The following is a 24,135-nucleotide window of genomic DNA, read 5'->3' on the forward strand; positions in this document are numbered from 1 at the left end:
AAAGGTGGCGCCAAAAGCATCCGACATGGTGAAAAATCGGGGAGCTGTCTCCGGTTTCGCCCAAAACGCTGCGCGGACAAGCTCGCGCCCGCGTTTCTTAACGGCGGAACCGTCGCCGTTCCTTTTTCCCGATTTTTCACGATGCGGATTCGTCGTGCGCTTCGCGCAAAGTGATTTTCTATTTTGCGCAAGATGTCGGCCGCAAGTTTCGGGCATTCGCTTTGCCGTTCCGTGAAAAAAACGTACATTTGACTGCTCAACCGTTAGCTTATGTCGATTCCTTTGGCCGAACGCCTCCGTCCCCGCACGCTCGACGACTACATCGGGCAGGAGCATCTGGTGGGCGGCAACGGCGTTTTCCGCAAGTTTCTGGAGACGGGCAACGTCCCGTCGTTCATCCTCTGGGGGCCTCCGGGGGTGGGGAAGACCACGCTGGCTAAGATCGTGGCCACGGAGCTCAAACGCCCCTTCTTCACGCTGTCGGCCGTTACGTCGGGGGTCAAGGATGTGCGCGAAGTGATCGAATCGGCCCGCAAGCAGCACTTCTTCAACACGCCGCCGCCGATCCTGTTCATCGACGAAATCCACCGTTTCAACAAGTCGCAGCAGGATTCGCTGCTGGGGGCCGTCGAGCAGGGTGTCGTGACGCTCGTGGGCGCCACGACCGAAAACCCTTCGTTCGAGGTGATTTCGCCGCTGTTGAGCCGCTGCCAGGTCTACATCCTGCGACCGATGGAGGACGCCCAGCTGCAACGGCTGCTCGACCGTGCGATCGCCACCGACCCCGAACTGCGCGAGCGGGGGATCGACGTGCGCGAAACGGAGGCGCTGTTCCGCTTCTCGGGTGGCGATGCGCGCAAGCTGCTCAATATTCTGGACATTCTGCTGGCGGCCAACGAGGGCCGGCTGACGATCACCGACCGGCTGGTCACCGACTGCCTGCAACAGAACATCGCCCTCTACGACAAGAACGGCGAACAGCACTACGACGTCATCTCGGCCTTCATCAAATCGGTGCGGGGCAGCGATCCCAACGCCGCGATCTACTACCTGGCACGGATGCTCGCCGGCGGCGAGGAGCCCCGCTTCATCGCCCGCCGGCTGGTGATTCTCGCCTCGGAGGACATCGGACTGGCCAATCCCAACGCCCTGCTGCTGGCCAACGCCTGCTTCGATACGGTGCACAAGATCGGTATGCCCGAGGCCCGCATTCCGCTGGCCGAAGCGACGATCTATCTGGCCACGTCGCCCAAGAGCAACTCGGCCTACATGGCTATCAACAAGGCGCTCTCCTTCGTCGAACACGACACGACGAACCGTCCCGTGCCGCTCCATCTGCGCAACGCACCGACCAAGTTGATGGATCAGGCGGGCTACGGCAAGGGATACAAGTACGCCCACGACTACGGCGGCTTCGCCGATCTGGAATTCATGCCCGAAACCCTCGTCGGCCGCCGTTTCTACGAACCGAACGCGCAGAACCCCGCCGAGGCGAAGATCGCCGAGCGCATCCGCCAACTGTGGAAAGGAAAATACTGAATCCCATGTTGAAAACAGCTGCCGTTCTGAATTTCCTGCTGGCCGCCGGACACGTGCTCTGCCTCTTCCGCCTCGACGCCGCATTCCGGCTCTACCGGATCGAACCGTTCATGGACCGGCTGGCAGCCTTGTGGCCGCCGATCCCCTATCTGATCACCCTCGGCGTCGCCTGCGGACTGACCGTATGCGGTCTTTACGCCCTTTCGGCCGCCGGCGCGATCCGCCCGCTGCCGCTGCTGCGCCCCGCCGTCTACGCGATCGGCGCCGTGTTCGCCCTGCGGGGCCTCGCCGGATTCGCCGCCATGAGTCTCGCCTGCGACTTCCGGTCGGCCGACCTCGCGGCAGCAGTCGTCGCGGGCGCGATCGGGGCGCTCTGCCTCGCAGGCGGACGCCGGGCATTCCAAACTTCCCGCACATGAAACACATCGGACTCATCTCGGACACGCACGGCACCTTCGACGACACGCTGCGCGGCTTTCTCACGGACGTCGACGAGATCTGGCACGCCGGCGACATCGGCTCGCTGGAACTGGCCGACCGCATCGCCGCCTTCAAACCTCTGCGGGCCGTCTGCGGCAATACCGACGGAGGCACGATGCGGCGCGTCTGGCCGCTGGTCGACTTCTTCCGGTGCGAAGAGGCGACGGTGCTCATGACCCACATCGGAGGCTATCCGCGCCGCTACGACCCGCGCATCCTCCCGCGCATCCGGTCGGCACGCCCCACGCTCTTCGTGGCGGGACACTCCCACATCCTGCGGATCATCTACGATCCGGTCTACCGACTGCTCCACCTCAACCCCGGCGGAGCGGGAAATTACGGCATCCACAAAGTCCGCACGGCGCTGCGTTTCGTCGTCGACGGCGCCGAGGTGCGCGACATGGAGATCGGCGAGTGGCCCCGGAGCACGGGAGCGCATCCCTGAATTCCGGATTTCGGTCTGCGGATGCTCGCTTCGTCGCGAAAAAATTCCCGCCGCACAATTGCGGCGGGAGTGTAAAAAGGATGGATGTGATCTGGTCGGTTCCGTGACCGGCGGATCAGTTCGTTTTCTGGCAACGAACCGACGAGGCCGACGCTCTGTTGAAAGCGTATTTTGCCGTTGCATAAGTGCCGTACATCGTATAGAACATCGCGGCATTCGAACCTTCCGCCGTACGCTGCCAGCATCCCATCGTTCCGTAAGCGCCTACATAGCCCAGTTTACCGGCGTCCTTGTCTCCCCAGCGATGGCCGCAAAGCGGGAACCAAGTCTTCGCACCGGAGTCCGTCGTATAGTACTTGCCGTCGCTGTTCGGCCCGTCGTCCACGTTGTACGAGGAGATATTGCCCCATGCGGCCTGATCCGGCACCCGGTAACCGGCGGGACATGGATCGTAATTCGTCTTCTTCCCTGCATTGTCCCACAAGGCGTCCTCGCCGGTGAAGAGCCAGTCCTTGTTGCCGTTGGGCGAGTTGAAAAGGAAGGTCGTCGGGTGCGCCGTCGCATAAGCTACCGTGCCTACCTGCTCGTCGCACTGCACGGCGATCCATGCCAACGATGCATGAGCCGGATTGACGATCGTCGATTCCCGTGCCCGCAGGAAGACGCCGTCGCCCGAATCTTCGTTCTTTTCGCCGCCGTAAAAGGGATCTTTGCGTCCCCATTGATAGAGTAGGCCGAAGGAGGCCGCCCCGTCTGCTTCCAGGGCGCTGGTCGCTCCGAGATTGCGATCCATCAATTCTCCTCCCTCGTCGTAGGCGAACAGCTCCGGCTGATCGGTCATCCATAGATGCCAGCTCCAAATCACCTCGCCCTTCGCATCGAAAGCCGCCAACACGGTATTGCCTTCCGTACCATCCGACGTGAAATGCACGATACCGTCTTTGTAGGAGACCTCGGAAACCAACGGGTTTCCCGCTGCATTCTTTGTCGACCACAGCCAGTCGACGGAAACAATTCCTTCGACGTCCGAGCCGTCGACCTTGCGCGTCGCAAACCGATACTCGTCGGCCTCCGTGACGATGAAGCAGTTGGCATACGCCTCCGAAGCCGTCAAATCGATCGATTCATCGACGGGGGGGGGAACTACGGGCCCGTCGTTTTCGTTGTTTTCGTCGTCGCAAGCCGCCAATGCGACGGAAAGACACAATGCGAACGACCATGCCGCACGAACACACTTTGTTCTCATAAACTCTTAATTCGATTTGAAAAGATGATTAGATGCACCAAATATAACGATTTTTTCATTTCAGTTTCCTTTTCGGCTATTTTTTGATGGATTCTTCGCCCGCTTCGCCGTTGGCCGAGCGGTGCGAAACGCCGTTGAAACGCTCCGGAAGGCATCGTGGAAGATCCCGTACACCTTCCGGCCCGCTGCCTCGACGAAACGGAATACTTTGGTGCAGCGTGTTGATATACAGTTTTATAATAGAATGCGGCGCGTTTCGATTGCCGGTTATCTCCCAAATTGTCATATTATTTATTAATAAGTTTAATATTTCTATAAGAATACACAATATCGCCTCTCCGCAAAGCGTTTTGTCAGCGAATTATTAGACGACGAATTTTATGCAGACCAAGATTTCAAAGACGCTCGAAGGGCTGATCGCCCGCACGGCGTTCGACACATCGAAACAAGAAGAGACCCGTTGGTTGAAGGATCGCTTGCTGCTCGAGATTGTACGGGAGGAGGGATCGTTGGCCTATCAATTGCTTTCAGCCCGTCTCAAGGACTGGGAACTATATCAGGTTCGCCTGCGCATCGAACGCGATTTGCAGGAGCGTACCGACGGCCCGGCCGGAAATCCCGAAGAGTTTTACGTTCAGTTCGCGAACGAGTTGCGCAAACGTTATCGTACTGCTCCCAGCGTCTCTACGGCCCACGCCTTACATGCCATCATCAGCGACGAGCAGACGATCGGCACGCACGTATTGGAAATGTACCACATCACGCCGGCCGTCGTCGAGGACGAAATCCGCCGCATGAGCGCGGCCGACGAACCGCGCGCCGAGCTGCACGTCCGCCTGCTCGACTACTCCGAGCAGGGACAGCGGCCCGCCGAAGGCAGCCGGATGCTCGACAAGTTCGGCGTAGACCTGACCCGGCAGGCGCGTGAAGGGAAAATCGACCCCGTGATCGGCCGCGAATGCGAGATCGAGCGCGTGGTGCAGATCCTCTCGCGCCGCAAGAAAAACAATCCGATCCTGATCGGCGAAGCGGGCGTGGGCAAGAGCGCCATCGTCGAGGGGCTCGCGCTGCGGATCGCAGCGGGCGACGTTCCCTACACCATCGCAGGCAAGCGGCTCTATTCGCTCGACGTCTCGTCGCTGGTGGCGGGCACCAAGTTCCGCGGCGAATTCGAGGAGCGGATGCAGCAACTGCTCGACGAGCTGCGCAAAGCCGACGACACGATCATCTTCATCGACGAGATCCACACCATCGTCGGCGCGGGGTCGACTCAGGGAAGTCTCGACACGGCCAATATCCTCAAACCGGCGCTTGCGCGCGGCGAATTGCAGACCATCGGCGCCACGACGCTCGACGAGTACCGCGAGAACATCGAGAAGGACTCGGCGCTCGAACGCCGCTTCCAGCGCGTGCTGGTCGAACCGACTTCGTGCGAGGAGACGCTCCAAATTCTGCGCAACATCGCGCCCCGCTACGAGGCGCACCACAAAGTCCGCTACACGGACGAGGCGCTCGAAGCGTGCGTGACGCTCACGAACCGCTATATCACCGACCGCTTCTTCCCCGACAAGGCCATCGACGTGCTCGACGAGGCGGGGTCGCGGATGCATCTGCAAACGGCGCGCGAACCGGACACGCTGCGCGAAATGGAGGCCGCGCTGGCCTCGACCTGCGAGGAACGCCGCGAAGCGGTCCGCCAGCTCGTCTACGAAAAGGCGGCCGCAGCACGTCTGCGGGAGCTGGCGCTGCGTTCGAAACTGGACGAGAGCCGCGCCGAGTGGCAGCGGTCGCTCGAAAGCCATCCGGCGGAGATCCGCGCCGAACACATCGCGCAGGTCATCACTTCGGCGACGGGCATCCCGATCGAACGGATCACGACGGGCGAGCTGGGACGCCTGCGCGGACTCAAAGACTACCTCGCCGGCCGTGTCATCGGACAGGATGCCGCCGTGGAGAAGGTGGCGCTCTCGATCCAGCGCTCGCGCGCCGGACTCAAAGACGAGAACCGCCCGATCGGCGTCTTCCTCTTCGTCGGCCCGACGGGCGTCGGCAAGACGCTGTTGGCCAAGGAGCTGTCGAAATGGCTCTTCGACGAACGGCGCGGACTGATCCGCATCGACATGAGCGAGTACGGCGAGAAACACAACGTCTCGCGTCTGATCGGCTCCCCTCCGGGCTACGTCGGTTACGGCGAAGGCGGCCAGCTCACCGAAGCGGTACGCCGCCAGCCCTACGCGGTGGTGCTGTTCGACGAGATCGAGAAGGCGCATCCCGAAGTTTTCAACGCCATGCTCCAAATCTTCGACGAAGGACACCTTACCGACGGATCGGGCCGCAAGGTCGATTTCCGCAACACGGTCATCATCATGACCTCGAACGTCGGTTCGCGCGCCGCCGTGCAGCGAGCCGTACAGGTGGGTTACTCCACCTCGTCGAAGACGGTCGTCGAACAGGCCGCACCGCAGATCGAGTACCGCAAGGCGCTCGAACGCACCTTCGCGCCGGAGTTCCTCAACCGCATCGACGACATCATCGTCTTCCGCACGCTCACGCTCGAAGACGTGGAACGCATCGTCGAGCTGGAATTGCGCCGCCTGCTGGCCCGCACGCAACGGCTGGGCTACAAGGTGGAGATCTCGGCCGAGGCGAAACGCCGGCTGGCGGTCATGGGCTACGAGGCGCGCTACGGCGTGCGGTCGCTCAAACGGACGCTGCTCGACAATGTCGAGGAACCGCTCTCGACGCTCATCATCGAAGGCCGCGTCAACGAAGGCGCCAAAGTAAAGATTCTCCCCGCAAAGGCGGGCGTTACGCTCAAAGTGGCGTAACTCCGTCGGCAGATGACGTGTACGCCCCGAAATGCTTCCGTGTTTCGGGGCGTTTTTTTACGTCGCCGCCCGCTGCTTTTCGCTGTGCTTGATCTTTTGGTGCTTTTGGATCAAGCCAAAAGCACGGAAGAAAGAATCTAAGAGAATTTTTTTTCGATCGATCCTTCGGGAAACAATCCTGCCCCTCCGATTGTGCGTCTCCTGCAAGGAGCGGATTTACCACCTTTTGTCACCAAAAGGTGGTGCCAAAAGTGTCCGCCAGGCGAAAAGCTGCGGGAAACTCACAGCGCCTCGCTAAAACGGGCGCCTGTCGCGGGTTTGCAGGCAAACCGGCTCCGTTTTTTAACGCTCGTCGTTGCTCGTTTCTTTTTCCGCACTTTTCGCAAGGCGGAGACTGTTGTGCGCTCCGCGCAACGATGATTTTGATCTCTTTTTACTCAGTTTTAGCAGGCCTCCGGCCTGCGGGATCGCACTGCGAAAATAGCGGAAGCAGTGACGGCACCGGCGCGAGCGCCCGGAGCGATCGTGCGAAAAGCGAAGTCTTTCGTGATCGCTCAGCGAGCGCGGGTGTCGTCACCCGCTACTTTTCGCCGTGCTTGATCTTTTGGTGCTTTTGGATCAAGCCAAAAGCACGGAAGAAAGAAAATGTACAACAGAAGAAATCGATTCTTCGGGAAGAATTCCGACGCGAAGATCGGCTGCGTCGTATCTGCGGGTCGGAGCCTGCGGAGGCTCGCCGCTGGGGGCGTGCTCCGCAGTGTTGCGGTGGTAGATAATACTCCGCCTCGGCAATCGCGAATAAAATTTGCTTTGTTCTCGGCTTAATCGTTCTTCGGCTGCGCCTTGGATACTTCGCCTCGGAAAAAATGCAAGCGAGCTTGCTTTTTTCTCTCGGCTTATTCGTATCTTTGCGGCCCTATGTACAGTTTTTCGCGTTATAAGGAACAATATCGGGCCAATCTGAAACTGGCCCTGCCCGTCGTGTTGTCGCAGGTAGGGCAAATTCTGGTGCAGTTCGCTGACAACGCCATGGTGGGACAGTTCGGCGGCGACGATCCGCTGCCGCTGGCCGCCGTGTCGTTCGGCGGCGCGGTCTTCTTCATCCTCTTCGTCACCGGAATGGGGCTGACGCTGGGGCTGACCCCGCTCGTGGGCGAGCGGTTCGCGCAGGACGACAAGCGCGGTGCGGCGGATTATCTCAAAAACGCCATGATCTTCTACTCCGTGCTGGGTTTTCTGATCGCCGCCGTGCAGCTGGCCGTCATTCCGCTCATGTATCGCATGGGACAGCCCGCCGAGGTGGTCGACCTGGCGATTCCCTATTACAGGCTCATGGCTTTCAGTATGCCGGCCGTCATGCTCTTCTTCGCGTTCAAGCAGTTTCTCGAAGGGGTGGGCAACACCGTCGTGTCGATGGTGATCGTCGTCGGATGCAACCTGATGAACGTCGTGCTGAACTGGGTCTTCATCTTCGGACATTGCGGTTTCGAAGCGATGGGAGCGACGGGTGCGGGCGTGGCGACGCTCATTTCGCGCATCGCCATGCCGCTCGTCGCCATTTGGTATTTCTACCGCCGCAAGCGTCTGCGCGAGTATGCCGCGCTGCTGCCCGAAGTGCGTTACTCGCGCCGCTCGGTGCGGCAGCTGGTGCGCATGGGCGTGCCGATTTCGGGACAGATGTTCCTCGAAGCGTCGGCCTTCGTGCTGACGAGCATCATGATGGGGTGGTTCGACGCCGTGGCCATCAGCGCCAACCAGATCGCGTTGACGATGGGCAATTTCGCCTTCATGATCGTCACGGCCGTAGGCGCGGCGACGACGATCCGTATTTCGCATTGCTACGGCGCGCGGCGGTTCGACGAACTGGGCCTGGCGGCCAGGGCGGCGCTGCATATCGTCATCGCGTGGAACCTCTTCGCCGCCGTGGTGTTCGTCACTTTACGGCAGACGATTCCCTATATTTTCACCACCAACGCCGAGGTGGTGTCGCTTGCCTCGTCGATGCTCGTCCTGATCGCCCTCTACCAACTGCCGGACGGCATCCAGAACATCTCGGTAGGGGTGCTGCGCGGCGTGCAGGACGTGAAGATCATCATGCCGCTGGCGTTGGCCGCCTACTGGGTGCTGAACCTGCCGGTGGGGTATCTGTGCGGGTTCACGCTGGGGCTGGGGCCGTGGGGGCTCTTCATCGGCTATTTCGTGGGGCTGACGACGGCCGCCGTGCTCTACCTGCTGCGCATCCGGCGGGACGTGCGGATGCTACGGCAATCCGGTTCGGTCCGCCCGTAGCGTGTCCGTCTAAACCGAGGTCAGCGGCATGGCGGCCCCGTTTCTGGGAAGGGGGGGGGAATTCCCGTGTCGTATCGATCCGCCGTGCATTGAATCCGTCGTTCCGTCCGATGCGGTAGATGCTTCCGCAGATGAAGAGCAGCGTGACGGAGAGCAGCGCCAGAATCGCGAAGATGAGCGTCAGCCGCGTGCGTTGCGGCAGCGCGTGGAGGTAAAGGTCGAAATGCTCGCCCTGACGACGGGCCCATGTGCCGATGCGGCGGAGGTTTTCTTTCATGCGTTCGGATTTTTCAGAGTCGCCTGCGTTCGGGACATATTGCCGCCGAGCGCTCCGATACGCTTGCAAAAGTAGGCAATACGGATTATATATGATACGAGCAAAGGCGTAAGAACTGTTCCGGCCGGCGCGTTTGGTGTTCCGTTCGGTCGGGCGGAGGCGATCCCTGCCGGTTCCCGCCGGAACGCGCGGATGAAACGGCTGCGGCCATGCCGATGCGGGCGCGAAGCGACGGGGATTGCGGAAAGAAATTGCGATTCCGTCGAAAAATGATTATATTTGCAGATAAAACACGAAAGAATGTCCTGCAATTGTAAAAACAGACCGGAGATCGGCCGCGGCGCCGCCTTCTGCAACTGCGGAGAGGAGTGCCGCGCGACCGTCTGCGAAGGGTGCTTCAAGCTCCATGAGACGCAGTGGCTCGCCGATTATCCCGATCATGTTCCGACCGATATATTCGAGGTGCGCTTCAAGAACACGCGCCGTTCCTTCTATCAGAACGTCAACAACCTTCCGCTCGAAACGGGCGACATCGTCGCCGTGGAGGCCTCGCCGGGGCACGACATCGGCATCGTCTCGCTTACGGGCGACATGGTGGCCAAGCAGATGAAGCGCACGGGGTTCAATCCCTACAACGGGGAGTTCAAGAAGATCTACCGCAAGGCCAAGCCCTACGACATCGAACGCTGGCAGGAGGCCATTGCGCTCGAACACGAGACGATGATCCGTTCGCGGCAGATCGCCGCCGACATGGGGCTGAACATGAAGATCGGCGACGTGGAGTATCAGGGCGACAAGATCAAGGCGATCTTCTACTACATCGCCGACGAGCGCGTCGATTTCCGCGAACTGATCAAGGTCTTCGCCGAGCAGTTCCACATCCGCATCGAGATGAAGCAGATCGGTGCACGGCAGGAGGCGGGCCGCATCGGCGGTCTGGGAGCCTGCGGCCGCGAGCTGTGCTGCGCGTCGTGGATTTCGAGCTTTTCGAGCGTCACGACCAACACCGCGCGGATGCAGGAGTTGTCGCTCAATCCGCAGAAACTGGCCGGGCAATGCTCGAAGCTCAAATGCTGTCTGGCCTACGAATACGATACCTATGCCGATGCGCGGCGCGATTTCCCGCGCGTGAAGGAGCCTTTGCATGCGCTCGACGGCGAATATTACCTCGTCAAAAGTGATATTCTGGCGCGCACGATGCAGTTCAGCAGCAGCAAGGATGCGCTGGTGAACGTCACCACGCTTTCGGTCGAGCGCGTGAAGGAGATCCAGGCGCTCAACCGTGCCGGCAAGAAGGTCGACCGGTTGCTCGCCGAGCAGGACGTTCCGGCCGCCGCGGAGGAACCGACCTATCGTTCGGAGGAGGACAGCATCACCCGTTTCGACGGCAAGCGCCGCAACAACAAGCGCCGTCGCGGCGACCGGAAGGGCCCGACGCGCGACAGGGCGGCCGAAGGCGCTGCGGGAGCGGAGGTCGCAGCCGGATCGGAAGCCGGCGCTTCGGATCGGGGACAACGGGGTGCGCGTCCCGTCCGCAATCCGCAAAAAGGCGGCGGTTCGGTCAGCGGCGGCGGTGAAAACGGTGCGTCGCAGGGCGGCGAACGGCCGCGTGGGGAGCGTCGCTCCGGACGTCGCGGAAACGGCGGCCGCAACGGTGAAAACCGCGGCGGTGAAGGTCGCAACGGCGACGGTCGCGGCGAGCGCAGCCGGCAGGGCGGCCGCTCCAATCGCGGCGGCAGTCAGGGAAATGCCAACCGTCCGGCGTCGGGCCCTTCGGGGGAGAACGGCGGCGGCAAGGGCGATAAGGAGTAATGGACCGAAACGGGACGGGCGCGGATGCGTCCGTCGCTGGACGAATCCGCCTGCGAGGGCGGATTCTTGACTGAGAGGCGCAGATGAAAGGGGCGAAACGGATTCTTCGTGCGGGATTGCTGCTGGCGTTGCTGCCGGCGGCCGGTTGTCTTTCGCCGCATCGGAGTGCGGTGGCCGATGTCGATCCGCTCGGATGGCGGGAGGCCGCGGAGGTGCGTTTTCCGAATGCCGATACGCTCGCGGTATGCGACCTGTGGCTCGTCGTGCGTTACGACGCGGCCTTCGCGGGCGGGCCGGTCGATCTGGAAGTGACGACCGTCGCGCCCGATTCGCTCCGCGCGACGGAGCCTTTCACGCTGCGGCTCGCCCCCTCGCGCGGGCCGTCGCCGCTGCTGTGCGATACGGCGGTACTCTACCGGCGGCGTGCGGTGCTTCGCTGCGCGGGCGACTACCGGATGACGATCCGTCCCTGCCGTCCGGTACGCGGCATCGAGGCCGTGGGGGTTACGATTGAAAAAAGCATTTGACGATCATGGGAAAAGATAAGTTGAAGAAATTCGCCGAGAACAAGACGTTCCGCTGCCTCGTTCAGCCCGAATTCGACGAGATTTTCGGCAAGGATCATCCGCTCAAAGGGCGCTGGCACGCCGATTTCTTCCGCAACGACCGCCCGATCGTGCTCGAACTGGGGTGCGGCAAGGGCGAGTATACCGTCGCGCTGGCGGCCGACGATCCCGCGCGCAACTACATCGGGGTGGACATCAAGGGCGCACGCATGTGGCGCGGCGCGAAGACCGCTACCGAGCAGGGGATGGACAACGTGGGATTCCTGCGCACGCGCATCGAGTTCATCACGTCGTTTTTCGCGCCGGGCGAGGTGTCCGAACTGTGGATCACTTTCCCCGATCCGCAGCTCAAAACGCGGCGTGCCAAGAAACGTCTCACCGCACCGCCCTTTCTGGCCTGTTATGCGCAGCTGCTCGCACCGGGCGGCTGGATCAACCTCAAAACCGACTCGCAGCACCTCTACCGCTATACGGGCGAGGTGATCCGCCGCTGCGGACTGCGCTGCGCGGTCTCGAATCCCGACATCTACGGTACGGGATACGCCGACAAGGTGCTTTCGATCAAGACGGCCTACGAACAGATGTTTCTCGATCGCGGCCTGCCGATCACCTATACCCGCTTTACGCTGGACGACACCGTGCGCTTCGACTGGTTCGACTGGGAGGAGGACGACAAGCTCAAATGCGAAAAGGACTGCGAGGAGGCGCGCAGGAAGTGAACGCTGCGGAGTGGGCGGGAGAGCTTCGCGCCCGGCGGCTTTCCGTCCGGCGTGGCGCGCAGGGACGGCTTCCCGCCGTGCTCCTGAAACGTTGAACCCGACGAGTTGAACCGAAATTTGAGAAACAAACTGATATTCGGAGCGGCCGTATTGCTGCTGGCTGCCTGCGGCGGGGAGTATGCGCCCCGCACGGGCGACCTGCTGTTCCAGCTCACGGCGGCGGAGGGGATGACCGATGCCATCGTGGCGGCGACGGAGCGCGGCGGGGCCGTGACCTTCTCCCATGTGGGAATCGTCGAAGCGACGGCCGGCGGCGCGTTCGTCGTCGAGGCGGTCGATACGAGTGTGCGGCGCACGCCGCTCGGGGAGTTTCTGGCCCGTTCGGCGCGGCGCGGCGGGCGGCCGATAGCAGCCGTCGGACGGGTGCGCGGTGCGGACAGCACGGTGGTGCAGCGTGCGTTGCGACGTGCGCACGAGCGGCTGGGACTTCCCTACGACGACGAGTTTCTGCCCGCCAACGGCAAACTCTATTGCAGCGAGCTGGCGTGGGAGTGCTTCGTGGCGGCCGACGACTCGACGCATCTGCTCCGGAGCCGGCCCATGACCTTCCGCACGGCCGACGGCGAGCTGCCGGCCTATTGGTCGGAGCACTTCGCCGCGCTGGGGATGCCCGTTCCCGAAGGCGTGGCGGGAACCAATCCCAACGACATGGCGCACGATCCGGCCGTCGAGATCGTATGGCGTTACTACGACGAATAGTCGCGCAGTCCCGTAATCCTGAAACTGCCTGCTGAATAAAGGAGACTTTTACTCGTTTGCTGCCCGTGCCGTCGCTTCCGGCGTGCGGCAGTAGTTCGGAGACGCCGGCAGACCGTACGGGTCGCTGCGGAGCTTCGGAATCCGGCCGTGTTCTTCTGGATCGGCGCATCGGACGTCTCGTTCCTGCTGCCGCTGCTCGACTGGCGGCAGCGCCAGGCGGAGTGCCGACGGAGCGAACGAAGGGGCGTCCCGCACGGGACGCCCCTTCGTTTTACGATGGCGGGATCGTTATCGGTCGGCGTAGAGCACCTGCGCCAATGCATCCAGTCCCGCTTCGCCCGGGAGTTCCGGATAGGCCGCTCGCAATGCACGGGCGAATTCGTCGGCCGTCCCGTTTGCGGCCAGCAGTCGTTTCACGCATTCCAGATAGTCGATCTTGAAGCGCACGGCATCGGCCCCGGCCGCTCCGCCGTGTCCGCCGATGAAGAGCTCGGCGCCCGATGCGAGCGCCCGACGGGCCTCGGCAATCTCGGCGTCGACGGCTGCCGGCGAGGAGATTTGCAGGGAATTCGCGTGTGCCTTCGCAGGAGCCCAGTGGGTGTAGCAGACCTTGCCGCCGATGAGGATGCTCGCGGCGGGAAAGTCGGTCGCGGCGCCGCGGTCGAAACGGAACGGAATCCCCGCCCACCGCTGCGTAGTGCCGAAGGCCACTTCGTCCGTCGCTCCCGTCGGCCGATCGACGATCGCGTCGCCGAAGGTCTGCGCGAAGTTCCGCATCATGCCGTCGTAGACCGCATCCTTCGTGAAGGCGGGCATCCCTGCGGGCATGACCGTCGCGTGGTCGCCTGTCCCGCCCACATGGTAGTCGGCGATGCGCGCTTCGACGGGCTTGCCGAGCGCGTCGAGGTAGGCGTCGTATTCGGCGACGTTTTCGCGGAACAACGGCTGTTCCAGCGTGACGACCGCCTGCGTTCCCTCGACGATGTAGCTTGCGTCGCCGAGTGCGTCGTTGGTGTGGTAGACATGCAGTCTGAAATTGTCGAAATCGTGTGTTTCGAATGTTCCTTTCGTCTGTGCCATAGCTGTAATCGTTAACAATGTCGATAAAATAGCGAATCTCTTTTTCATCTTGTCCGGATTTATAGGTTTCGAAAAGTTATTCGGTTACTTTTCGAGTGCAAATATAGTCCGACGGATCGTACGTGTCAAGTAGATACGCGAATGTCAGATAGTTACCTCAGGGTAACGATCGCTGGGCGTGAACGGATTGACTGGCGAATTTTTTTGGATTTTTTCCGCCTCCCGCAAAAACGCCCCGATCGCCGTCACCCGGTGCTTTTCGCGGTGCCTGATCTTTCGATGCTTTTGGATCAAGCCAAAACGCAAGAAAAATCTATGAGAAGAAAAATTTCTCGATCGATGCTTCGGGAAGCGCCCCGATCCTTCGATTCGGCGTTTTTTATTTGCGGCGTAAAGTAGTTTTACTTACTTTTGTAAACCGGAACGGGGCAGCCGATCGGCGTGGCGGCGCGGGTTCGTCGTGCGGCAGGGCTGCCGATAATCATGAAACGAATACAGACTATGGACAGAACGACCGTACAGGACGCCCTGAACCCCGATTGCCCGATCCGCAACGTGTTGGCGCGTATCGGCGACAAGTGGTCGCTGTTGGTGATCGTCACGCTGAGCGGTGCGCGGACGATGCGTTTCGGCGCATTGCAGCGGGCGATTCCCGACATTTCGCAGAAGATGCTGAGCGTGACGCTGCGCACGCTCGAAGAGGACGGTTACCTCACGCGGCAGGTTTATCCCGAAGTCCCGCCTCGGGTGGAGTACAGCCTTACGTCCCGCGCGCAGTCGCTGCTGGCGTGCATCGATCCGCTCGTCGCGTGGGCCAATGCGAATATGGCCGATATTCTCAACGACCGCCGGACTGCGCGCGGGGAGCGGTGACGAGACGGCGCGATCCGTTCCGGTGCGGAACCGGCGACCGGCGAACTACGACGCCCCGCCCTGCTGCTATTTCTTGCAGCAGGGCGGGGCGTCGCGTTCCGGGGTGCGCTGTATTCGAAATGCCTTCCGCAGTTACCGCTGTCGGAACTCGAAGGTGAACTGGTTGCCCTCCTCCGTGAGCCAGGCGTGCTGCCGCGTCGTGGGCGAGAGGGCGAACAGGGGCGAATAGGTCATCACGCGCACCGTGCGGCCGTCGGGGAGAAATTCCAGAATGCGGATCCAGCCGTCGCCGCCGTTGCCCTCGTACCCGCCGCCCATCGACTGCGAGTCGAAGAGCATCTGGTGGACGGGACGGCCTGCGCTGTTGGCATCCGTGCGGAATCCCCAGCCCGATACGTGGCCGCAGAGCACCAGTTCGATGTTCGAGGCGGGGTAGACGAGTTTCCGCCAGATCGCTTCGCCCTGATTGGCGTCGGGCAACTCCTGTTTGAATTTGGTGATCTTGCCGTTTTTGACTACCGGCTCGTAACTGGTGACGCGCACCGGATCGCCCGCGATGCGTTCGCTCTCGGCGTTGAGGTAGGAGTGCGTCATCAGCACTACGCGGTGATTGCGGTACTCTTCCAGCCCCACGATGCGGCGCGCCCAGCCGATCACCGTGTCGCGGGGTGCGAATTCGAGGTTGAGGAAGAGGTAGTCGATCCCTTCGGGGCTCCGCAGCTCGAAGGCGGCGTTCTCGACGGCGTGATTGCCCTGTGCGTCCAGACCGTACTGGCTGAGCATCCGCCGGTTGAGGGGGTTCTTGTCGACGGGGAAATACTCGCCGATATGGGTGCGGCGGTCGCCCGTGCGCGTGTAGGTGTAGTCGTGGTTGCCGGTGGCCGTCATGTAGGGAACCACTCCGTCCAACTGCGAGAAGGCGCGGGCCGTAGCCTCCCACTGCTTGTGCGACGACTGGTCGCCCGAGTAGCCGTTGCTGATGCGGTCGTTCTGCTCGACCAGATCGCCCACGCAGAGCACCAGTTTGGTGTTGAGCGCTTCGGCGTGTGCGGCGATCCAGCTGGTCATGATCTCCATGATCGGCTGGTTGCATGCCTTTTTGGCGTAGCCTTGCAGGTCGGGAAGCAGGACGACGGTCCACGAATCGGGATCGGAGAGGGCGGGTTCGCTGAATTTCTCCTGTGCCTGTGCCGGCACGAGGAGTGCTCCGAACAGTGCTGCGAGCAGCAGCCGGGCGAGGAAAACTCTTCTGAACATGGTTTTATCGGTTTGTAGTGGGTTTCGACAGGGTTTCCGGTCGCACGATCGCCGCGGCGGTTACGCCACGCTCTGCATCTCGATGAGCTTGGAGTAGATGCCGCCGCGCGCCATCAACTCCTCGTGCGTACCCTGCTCGGCGATGCGTCCGTGGTCGATGACGATGATCTTGTCGGCGTTGTGCACCGTGGAGAGCCGGTGGGCGATGACGATCGACGTGCGCCCCTTCAACAGCGAGTTGAGCGCATCCTGCACCAGCTTTTCGCTCTCGGTGTCGAGTGCCGAGGTCGCCTCGTCGAGGATCAGGATCTCGGGATTTTTCAGCACTGCGCGGGCGATCGACAACCGCTGCCGCTGGCCGCCCGACAGTTTCATGCCGCGGTCGCCGATGTTGGTCTGGTAGCCCTTGTCGGTCTCCATGATGAAGTCGTGGGCGTTGGCTACCTTGGCCGCGGCGACGATCTCGTCGTGCGTGGCGTCGAGTTTTCCCAGCGAGATGTTGCCCTCGATCGTATCGTTGAAGAGGATCGTATCCTGTGCTACGACGCTCATGTGGGCGCGCAGGCTCTCCTGCGTGTAGTTGCGGATCGACGTGCCGTCGATCAGGATGTCGCCGCCCTGGATGTCGTAGAAGCGGGGAATCAGTTCGCTGAGCGTCGACTTGCCGCCGCCCGAAGGTCCTACCAGCGCCACGGTTTCGCCCTTGCGGATCGTGAAGCTCACGCCGTCGATCACCTCGCGGTTGCCGTCGTAGGAGAAGCGCACGTTGCGGAATTCGATCCCTTCGTGCAGGCCGTCGAGCGTGCGGGCGTCGGGGGCGTCGGGCACCTCGGTTTTGGTGTCGAGCAGCATGAGGATGCGCTCGCCGGCGGCGACGCCCTGGTTGATGTTGGCGAACTGGTCGATGAACGAACGCACGGGGCGCGTGATCTGCGAGAACATGGCGATGAAGGCCACGAACTCGCCGGCGTTGAGCGAGCGGTTGATGACGAGCATACCGCCGAAGACGAGGATCACGCCGACGGCCGAGATCCCCAGAAACTCGCTCATGGGCGATGCCAGTTGCTGGCGGCGCGCCATCGAGAGGAGCAGCCGCGAGAACTCGGCGTTGATGTCGTAGAATTTCTGGCGGATGTAGTTCGTGGCGTTGTAGCCCTTGATGAGCTTCACGCCCGACAGCGACTCGTCCAGGACGCTCACCATGTCGCCCATGCGCTGCTGGCTCTGCATGGCGGGGTGGCGCAGTTTCTTGACGATGCTGCCGATGATGAGTGCCACGAGCGGCAGGAAGAGGATCGAGAAGACCGACAGTTCCCACGAGATGGAGAACATCGCCACCAGATAGCCGATGATGAGGAACGGTTCGCGGAAAGCTACTTGCAGCGTGTTGGTGATGCAGAACTGCACGACCATCACGTCCTGCGTGATGCGCGACATGATGTCGCCCTTGCGCTGCTCGCTGAAAAATCCGACGTTGAGGTTGATGACGTTGTCGAACAGTTCGTTGCGCATCCTTTGCAGCGTGCGCGTGCGCATGTTCTCGACCGTCCATGCCCCCAGGTAGCGGAAGGTGTTCGACAGCAGGTTCATCAGCACCGTGACCGTGGCCAGCAGGATGAGCACGTACATGGGGTTGTACTCGCCGAAGACCGAGGTGTAGGCGTAGCGCAGCCATGCGCTGAGCGACGCCTCGTCGAAAGCGAATTCGGGACGGACGTAGAGCGGCTCGAAACGGAACTCGGGGTCGAACATCGCCTGGATGATCGGGATGAGCATGATGTAGTTGACCGTATTGAACAGCGCGTGGAGGATCGAGTAGATGAAATAGGGGACGGCGTATTTGCCGATGGGGCGCACGAACGTGAGCAGGCGGAGATATATCTTGAACATGTGAGGTCGAAATCTTCGTTTGTCCGCAGGCCCGATACGGACGTGCCCTTCGAAGGGGGTTCCGCCGATCGTTTCGCCGGTCGGGCCGCGATGGTTTTTCCGTGTGCAAAGATAGAAATAAAATTCGGATTCCCGCCATTCGGGTCTTCTTTTCAGCCGCTTCGCCGTTCTTTGCGGTGTTTTTCGATCGGCGGAACGGTTGAAATCGGAATAATTTTCCTAAATTTGCCGACTGAACCGTTGATTCGTAAAATCTTTCGATATATGAAGTTCAAGGAGTACAAAGGACTCGATCTGCCGCAGCTGGCGGCCGACGTGCTGGCACAGTGGGATGCGGAAGACACCTTCCACAAGAGCATTTCGACGCGCGAGGGGCATCCGGCATTCGTCTTTTACGAGGGGCCGCCCTCGGCCAACGGACTGCCGGGCATCCATCACGTCATGGCGCGCACGATCAAGGACATCATCTGCCGCTACAAGACGCAGCAGGGCTATCTGGTGCACCGCAAGGCGGGATGGGACACCCACGGCCTGCCCGTCGAGCTGGGCGTGGAGAAGAAGCTCGGCATCACGAAGGAGGATATCGGGACGAAGATTTCGATCGAGGAGTACAACCGCACCTGCCGCGAGGCGGTCATGGAGTTCACGGGAGTGTGGGAGAACCTGACGCGCCGCATGGGCTACTGGGTCAACATGGACGATCCCTACATCACCTACGACAACAAGTATATCGAGACGCTGTGGTGGCTGCTCAAACAGCTCTTCGACAAGGGGCTGCTCTACAAGGGCTACACCATCCAGCCCTACTCGCCGGCGGCGGGTACGGGTCTCTCGACCCACGAGCTGAACCAGCCGGGCTGCTACCGCGACGTGAAGGATACGACCTGCACGGCGCAGTTCCGCGTGGTGCGCGACGAACGCAGCGAACGCTTTTTCGAGGGCGTCGAGGGCGAGCTCTACTTCCTGGCCTGGACGACGACGCCGTGGACGCTGCCGTCGAATACGGCGCTGGCCGTAGGCCCCGCGATCGACTATGTGCGCGTCAAGTGCCGCAACCCCTATACCGACGAGGCGCAGACCGTCATTCTGGCGCGCGAGCTGGTGCCGTCCTACTTCACCAAGAAGATGGAGGGAACGTTCGAGGTCGAGGATCGTGTTTACAAGGGACCCGAGTTCGAGGGCGTCCGCTACGAGCAGCTGCTCCCGTGGGTGCGGCCGATGGGCGATGCCTTCCGCGTGATCGTGGGCGACTACGTGACCACGACCGACGGTACGGGTATCGTGCATATCGCCCCGACGTTCGGTGCCGACGACAACCGCGTGGCCAAGCAGGCGGGCATCGCGCCCCTGTTCGTGATCGACCGCGCGGGCAAGGAGCAGCCTATGGTCGACCGCACGGGCAAGTTCTTCCGCATCGAGGAGCTCGATCCGGCCTTCGTGGAGCGGTATGTCGACGCCGGGAAATACGGCGAGTATGCGGGCCGTTACGTGAAGAACGCCTACGACGATACGCTCGCGCCCGACGCGCCGACGCTCGACGTGGACATCGCCGTGGCGCTCAAAGGGGCGGGCATGGCTTTCAAGATCGAGAAGCACGTCCACTCCTATCCGCATTGCTGGCGCACGGACAAACCGGTGCTCTACTATCCGCTCGACTCGTGGTTCATCCGGACCACGGCGCTGCGCGAGCGGATGATCGAACTCAACCGCACGATCCGCTGGATGCCCGAATCGACCGGTACGGGCCGCTTCGGCAAGTGGCTCGAAGGGCTGGTGGACTGGAATCTGTCGCGTTCGCGTTTCTGGGGCACGCCGCTGCCGGTGTGGGCCACCGAGGATTACTCCGAGCTGAAATGCATCGGTTCGATGGAGGAGCTGACGGCCGAGATCGAGCGCGCGGTCGCGGCCGGCGTGATGAAGGAGAATCCCTACAAGGAGTTCCGTGTGGGCGACATGTCGAAGGAGAACTATGCCAAGATCGACCTGCACCGTCCCTATGTGGACCAGATCGTGCTCGTCTCGTCCAAGGGCGAGCCGATGCGCCGCGAGAGCGACCTGATCGACGTGTGGTTCGATTCGGGCGCCATGCCCTATGCGCAGCAGCACTATCCGTTCGAGCATCGGGAGGATTTCGGCGAGGTCTTTCCCGCCGACTTCATCGCCGAGGGCGTCGACCAGACGCGCGGCTGGTTCTTCACGCTGCACGCGATCGCCGCGATGCTGTTCGATTCGGTAGCCTTCAAGAATATCATTTCCAACGGGCTGGTACTCGACAAGAACGGCAACAAGATGTCGAAGCGGCTGGGCAACGCCGTCGATCCGTTCGAAGTGCTCGACAGCTACGGCGCCGATGCTACGCGCTGGTACATGATTACCAACTCGCAGCCGTGGGACAACCTCAAATTCGACCGCGACGGGGTGGACGAGGTGCGCCGCAAGTTTTTCGGCACGCTCTACAACACCTACTCGTTCTTTGCCCTCTACGCCAATGTCGACGGCTTCACGGGGCGCGAGGCGGAGGTGCCCGTCGCCCGCCGGCCGGAGATCGACCGCTGGATCGTTTCGTTGCTCAATACGCTGGTGGCCGACGTCACGGCGTCGCTCGAAGGCTACGATCCGACCCCTGCGGCCCGCATGATCCAGGAGTTCGTGTGTGAAAACCTCTCCAACTGGTACGTGCGTCTGAACCGCAAACGTTTCTGGGGCGGCGGGATGACCGAGGACAAGCTGGCGGCCTACCAGACGCTCTACACCTGCCTGGAAACCGTCGCATCGCTCAGCGCACCCTTCGCGCCCTTCATCTCGGAGCGCATCTTCCGCGACCTGAACGCCGTGAGCGGCCGCCACGAAGGTTCGGTGCATCTGGCGCAGTTCCCCGCGGCCGATCCGTCGCTTGCGGACAAGGAGCTGGAAGAGACGATGTCGCTCGCGCAGCGCGTCTCGTCGATGGTGCTGGCCCTGCGCCGCAAGGTGAACATCAAGGTACGCCAGCCGCTCGGGAAGATTCTCATTCCGGTGCTCGATCCGGCGATGGGACGCCATATCGAGGCCGTGCGGCCGCTCATCATGAACGAGGTCAACGTCAAGCGGATCGAACTGGTCGCCGAGACGGCCGGTCTGATTACCAAGCGCATCAAGCCCAACTTCAAGACCCTCGGTCCGAAGTACGGCAAATACATGAAGCAGATCGCGGCGCTCACGGCCGCCTTCACGCAGGAGCAGATCGCAGCCGTCGAGTCGGCGCCGGAGACGACGCTCGACCTGGGCGGCGAACGGATCACGGTGACAGCGGCCGATTTCGAGATCACGTCGGAGGATATGCCGGGCTGGCTGGTGACCTCCGAGGGCAAGCTCACCGTGGCGCTCGACATCACCGTCACGGACGACCTGCGGCGCGAAGGTGTGGCACGTGAGTTGATTAACCGCATCCAGAATATCCGCAAGGACTCCGGTTTCGAGGTGACCGACCGCATTCGGGTCGAGATCGAGGCGAAGGAGGCGGTCGTCGGGGCCGTCGCCGCCTATGCCGACTATATCGGCCAGCAGACTCTGGCGCGCGACGTCCGCACGGCGGCCCTTCCCGAAGGGGAGTTCGTCGTGGACTCGGAGATCGACGAGGAGCCGTTGAAAATTGCCGTGACGAAGCTCTGAATGCAGTCATGCAGCGATTGACGACCGTCGGCTCCCGAGGGATGCCGGCGGTCGTCCGTTATCGGAGACGGATTTTTGCGAAAATATTTTGCAGTTACCGAAATAAATGTTATTTTTACGTTACACGTTAATAAACCGGACAAGATTATGGCAGAGGAGAAAACCCGATATAGCGATGCGGAATTGGCCGAGTTCAAGGAGCTGATTCTGAAAAAGCTTGAAACGGCGCGCGCCGACTACGAATTGCTGCGCGCGACGATCACCCACACGGGCGACAACGATACGGAGGATACCTCTCCGACGTTCAAGGTGCTCGAAGAGGGTGCCACGACGCTCTCCAAGGAGGAGAGCGGACGGTTGGCCGCCCACCAGATGAAATTCATCCGCAACCTCGAAATGGCGCTCGTGCGTATCGAGAACAAGACCTACGGCATCTGCAAGACCACGGGCAAGCTCATTCCCAAGGAGCGCCTGATGAAGGTGCCCCACGCCACCGAGTGCATCGAGGCCAAGGAGGGACGGCGCTGACGTCCCTCCGCAGGCAGAGGCTTCGCCCCGCAGCGGCGGATCGCTTTCGTCCGGGCCGTGGTATTCCGGCTGCCGCGGCGAGCGGTTGGAACGGTCTTTTGTGAATAAGGATAAAATGAAATTACCCCTCCGTGCAACGCCCGTTGCACGGAGGGGTAATTCGTCGGATGCAGGCCGGCTATTCGCCTCGTTGGATCTTGTCGAGTGCGGCCTTGACCGAACCGCAGGCGAGCAGCAGGGCGCGGGCTTCGGCCTCGGCGATCCCCGTCTCCTGCACGATCATGCGCGTGCCGCGGTCGACGAGTTTGTTGTTCGTCAGCTGCATGTTGACCATCTTGTTCCCTTCGACGCGCCCCAGCCGGATCATCACGGCCGTGGAGATCATGTTGAGCATCAGTTTTTGCGCCGTACCGGCCTTCATCCGCGTCGAACCCGTGACGAACTCCGGCCCCACGACTGCCTCCAAGGCATATTCCGCTTCGGCGGCGACGGGCGACCGGGGATTGCAGGTGATCGCTCCGGTGAGCAGCCCGTGCGCCCGTGCCGTGCGCAGTCCGCCGACCACGTAGGGGGTAGTTCCCGATGCCGCGACGCCGATCAGGATGTCGCCGCTGTCGGGCCGCCACGGCTGCATGTCGCGCCAAGCCCCTTCGGTATCGTCCTCGGCGTGTTCCACGGCCTTGCGCAGGGCGCCGTCGCCGCCGGCGATCAGCCCGATGACCGTGTCGAAAGGCACCCCGTAGGTCGGAGGCAGCTCCGAGGCGTCGGTCACGGCCAAACGGCCCGACGTGCCCGCACCGATGTAGAACATTCGTCCGCCGCGCTGCATCCGCTCGACGATCCGCTCGACGAGTCGTTCCATCGTGGGAATGGTCGCGGCCACGGCATCGGCCACACGGCGGTCTTCGCGGTTGATGCCCGTCAGCAGGTCGTGCACCGACATCCGCTGCAAATCGTCGTAGGCCGAAGCCTGTTCCGTTACTCTGATCTGTTCCATATATGATAGTTCAATAATCCTTCGTCGGGGGTCTCGACGATCCGCCCCGCGCGCATCCCTTCGGTTGCGAGCACGTGCCGCAGCTGCCGTTCGAAATGACAGGCGACGCCGCCCAATGCCGACACTTCGGCGTCGGCGGGGTAGTGCGCGAGGTTGCGCCGCACGAATGCGCGGAACGCCTCGCAGACCAGTTCGTCGAGTTCGGGGCGGTCGATGTGCCGCGCCACGAAGCGCGTGAACGAGGCCAGGAAACGGTTGGCCATCCCTTCGCGGTAGACACGGCGGATGATCTCGTCGTAGTCGAGCCGCTCCTCCTCGAAAAAGAGCCGGCGCAGCGATTCGTCGCAAAGCCCTTTCAGCAGGTTCCCGACGAGTTGCCGGCCGATGTACGTCCCGCTTCCTTCGTCGCCCAGAACCCAGCCCAGCGGCGGCGTGTTGCGCACGATGCGCACGCCGTCGTAGTAGCAGGAGTTCGATCCCGTGCCGAGGATGCAGGCGATGCCCGCACGGCCGCCCAGCAGCGCGCGGGCCGCCCCCATGAGGTCGGATTCGACGGCGATGCGCGCCGCGGGGAAATAACGCGCCAGCGCCTCCCGCAGGCGGGCGCTCTGTTCGGGGTAGCGTTCGCCGCAGCCGGCGCCGTAGAAATGGAGCGCGTCGGCCTGCACCGGTTCCGCGAAGGTCTCGCGGAGCAGCGCCTCCACTTCGTCGGGGCGTTGGAGCACGGCGTTGATGCCACGGCTCTGTACGCGGCGTACGCTGCCGCTGTCGTCGACGAGCTGCCAGTTGCATTTGGTCGATCCGCTGTCTGCGATTACGATCATCGTTTCGGTCGGGAGTTTACGGGGTTTCGTTTTCTATGCGGGGCGCGGTTCTCGGGCGGCTCCGCCCGCACTGGC

Annotated in this window: 19 protein-coding genes; 12 read left to right on the forward strand and 7 right to left on the reverse strand. The window is 62.0% G+C overall.

The window, feature by feature from the left end; genetic code table 11:
• Window positions 1–270 precede the first annotated feature (270 nt).
• The 3 genes from FMF02_RS08795 to FMF02_RS08805 are packed head-to-tail and all read left to right on the forward strand — an operon-like array spanning window position 271 to window position 2,464.
• Complete coding sequence (locus FMF02_RS08795; RefSeq protein WP_019130136.1) at window positions 271–1,539, forward strand: replication-associated recombination protein A; 1,269 nt, start codon at window positions 271–273, stop codon at window positions 1,537–1,539.
• Between the two features lie 5 nt (window positions 1,540–1,544).
• A complete protein-coding gene (locus FMF02_RS08800; RefSeq protein WP_141412877.1) occupies window positions 1,545–1,958 on the forward strand; it encodes a hypothetical protein in 414 nt (137 codons plus the stop codon).
• Window positions 1,955–2,464, forward strand: coding sequence for a metallophosphoesterase family protein (locus FMF02_RS08805; protein ID WP_141412878.1), 510 nt, complete (start codon window positions 1,955–1,957; stop codon window positions 2,462–2,464). The genes FMF02_RS08800 and FMF02_RS08805 overlap by 4 nt, the downstream gene beginning before the upstream one ends.
• A gap of 115 nt (window positions 2,465–2,579) precedes the next feature.
• Here FMF02_RS08805 and FMF02_RS08810 read toward each other — a convergent pair whose 3' ends face one another.
• Both FMF02_RS08810 and FMF02_RS08815 read right to left on the reverse strand, forming a co-directional pair.
• Window positions 2,580–3,710: a hypothetical protein gene (locus tag FMF02_RS08810; protein WP_141412879.1), complete on the reverse strand. Its 1,131-nt coding sequence runs from the start codon at window positions 3,708–3,710 to the stop codon at window positions 2,580–2,582.
• Between the two features lie 76 nt (window positions 3,711–3,786).
• Window positions 3,787–3,996: a hypothetical protein gene (locus FMF02_RS08815; protein ID WP_141412880.1), complete on the reverse strand. Its 210-nt coding sequence runs from the start codon at window positions 3,994–3,996 to the stop codon at window positions 3,787–3,789.
• A 94-nt stretch (window positions 3,997–4,090) separates the two neighbouring features.
• Between FMF02_RS08815 and FMF02_RS08820 the strand changes: the two genes are divergently transcribed.
• The 6 genes from FMF02_RS08820 to FMF02_RS08850 all read left to right on the forward strand — a co-directional run bounded on the left by FMF02_RS08820 (window position 4,091) and on the right by FMF02_RS08850 (window position 12,960).
• Window positions 4,091–6,538, forward strand: coding sequence for an ATP-dependent Clp protease ATP-binding subunit (locus FMF02_RS08820; RefSeq protein WP_141412881.1), 2,448 nt, complete (start codon window positions 4,091–4,093; stop codon window positions 6,536–6,538).
• Window positions 6,539–7,456: 918 nt separating this feature from the next.
• Window positions 7,457–8,827: an MATE family efflux transporter gene (locus tag FMF02_RS08825; protein ID WP_141412882.1), complete on the forward strand. Its 1,371-nt coding sequence runs from the start codon at window positions 7,457–7,459 to the stop codon at window positions 8,825–8,827.
• A 577-nt stretch (window positions 8,828–9,404) separates the two neighbouring features.
• A complete protein-coding gene (locus FMF02_RS08835; protein ID WP_141412884.1) occupies window positions 9,405–10,916 on the forward strand; it encodes a PSP1 domain-containing protein in 1,512 nt (503 codons plus the stop codon).
• 83 nt (window positions 10,917–10,999) lie between these two features.
• Complete coding sequence (locus FMF02_RS08840; RefSeq protein WP_026074840.1) at window positions 11,000–11,443, forward strand: hypothetical protein; 444 nt, start codon at window positions 11,000–11,002, stop codon at window positions 11,441–11,443.
• Window positions 11,444–11,448: 5 nt separating this feature from the next.
• On the forward strand, window positions 11,449–12,201 hold the full coding sequence (trmB, locus tag FMF02_RS08845; protein WP_141412885.1) for a tRNA (guanosine(46)-N7)-methyltransferase TrmB: 753 nt from the start codon (window positions 11,449–11,451) through the stop codon (window positions 12,199–12,201).
• A 117-nt stretch (window positions 12,202–12,318) separates the two neighbouring features.
• Entirely contained in the window at window positions 12,319–12,960 is a 642-nt protein-coding gene (locus FMF02_RS08850) for a YiiX/YebB-like N1pC/P60 family cysteine hydrolase (protein ID WP_232044765.1), read from the forward strand.
• A gap of 288 nt (window positions 12,961–13,248) precedes the next feature.
• Here the strand turns inward: FMF02_RS08850 and FMF02_RS08855 are convergent, their stop codons facing one another.
• Window positions 13,249–14,040: a hypothetical protein gene (locus tag FMF02_RS08855; RefSeq protein WP_232044766.1), complete on the reverse strand. Its 792-nt coding sequence runs from the start codon at window positions 14,038–14,040 to the stop codon at window positions 13,249–13,251.
• A 501-nt stretch (window positions 14,041–14,541) separates the two neighbouring features.
• Here FMF02_RS08855 and FMF02_RS08860 point away from each other — a divergent pair.
• The gene (locus tag FMF02_RS08860; RefSeq protein ID WP_141412887.1) at window positions 14,542–14,913 is read left to right on the forward strand and encodes a winged helix-turn-helix transcriptional regulator; all 372 of its coding nucleotides are present in this window, start codon (window positions 14,542–14,544) and stop codon (window positions 14,911–14,913) included.
• 132 nt (window positions 14,914–15,045) lie between these two features.
• On the opposite strand, the gene FMF02_RS08865 is transcribed toward FMF02_RS08860, so the two are convergent.
• A complete protein-coding gene (locus FMF02_RS08865; protein WP_019130122.1) occupies window positions 15,046–16,170 on the reverse strand; it encodes a metallophosphoesterase in 1,125 nt (374 codons plus the stop codon).
• A 60-nt stretch (window positions 16,171–16,230) separates the two neighbouring features.
• Window positions 16,231–18,060, reverse strand: coding sequence for an ABC transporter ATP-binding protein (locus FMF02_RS08870; protein WP_019130121.1), 1,830 nt, complete (start codon window positions 18,058–18,060; stop codon window positions 16,231–16,233).
• 264 nt (window positions 18,061–18,324) lie between these two features.
• Here FMF02_RS08870 and ileS point away from each other — a divergent pair, with 264 nt between their 5' ends.
• Together ileS and FMF02_RS08880 are read left to right on the forward strand one after the other, a co-directional pair.
• Window positions 18,325–21,711, forward strand: a complete 3,387-nt coding sequence (ileS, locus tag FMF02_RS08875; protein WP_141412888.1) for an isoleucine--tRNA ligase — start codon at window positions 18,325–18,327, stop codon at window positions 21,709–21,711.
• Window positions 21,712–21,858: 147 nt separating this feature from the next.
• Window positions 21,859–22,239 (forward strand): TraR/DksA family transcriptional regulator, encoded by a 381-nt coding sequence (locus FMF02_RS08880; protein WP_026074836.1) that lies wholly within the window; start codon window positions 21,859–21,861, stop codon window positions 22,237–22,239.
• Between the two features lie 178 nt (window positions 22,240–22,417).
• Here FMF02_RS08880 and FMF02_RS08885 read toward each other — a convergent pair whose 3' ends face one another.
• Both FMF02_RS08885 and FMF02_RS08890 read right to left on the reverse strand, forming a co-directional pair.
• Complete coding sequence (locus FMF02_RS08885; protein ID WP_141412889.1) at window positions 22,418–23,236, reverse strand: N-acetylmuramic acid 6-phosphate etherase; 819 nt, start codon at window positions 23,234–23,236, stop codon at window positions 22,418–22,420.
• On the reverse strand, window positions 23,218–24,060 hold the full coding sequence (locus FMF02_RS08890) for an ATPase (protein ID WP_141412890.1): 843 nt from the start codon (window positions 24,058–24,060) through the stop codon (window positions 23,218–23,220). Before FMF02_RS08890 ends, FMF02_RS08885 begins: the two co-directional genes overlap by 19 nt.
• Window positions 24,061–24,135: the final 75 nt, after the last annotated feature.

Origin of the sequence: Alistipes communis (genome assembly GCF_006542665.1) — a bacterium.
Classification (GTDB): domain Bacteria; phylum Bacteroidota; class Bacteroidia; order Bacteroidales; family Rikenellaceae; genus Alistipes; species Alistipes communis.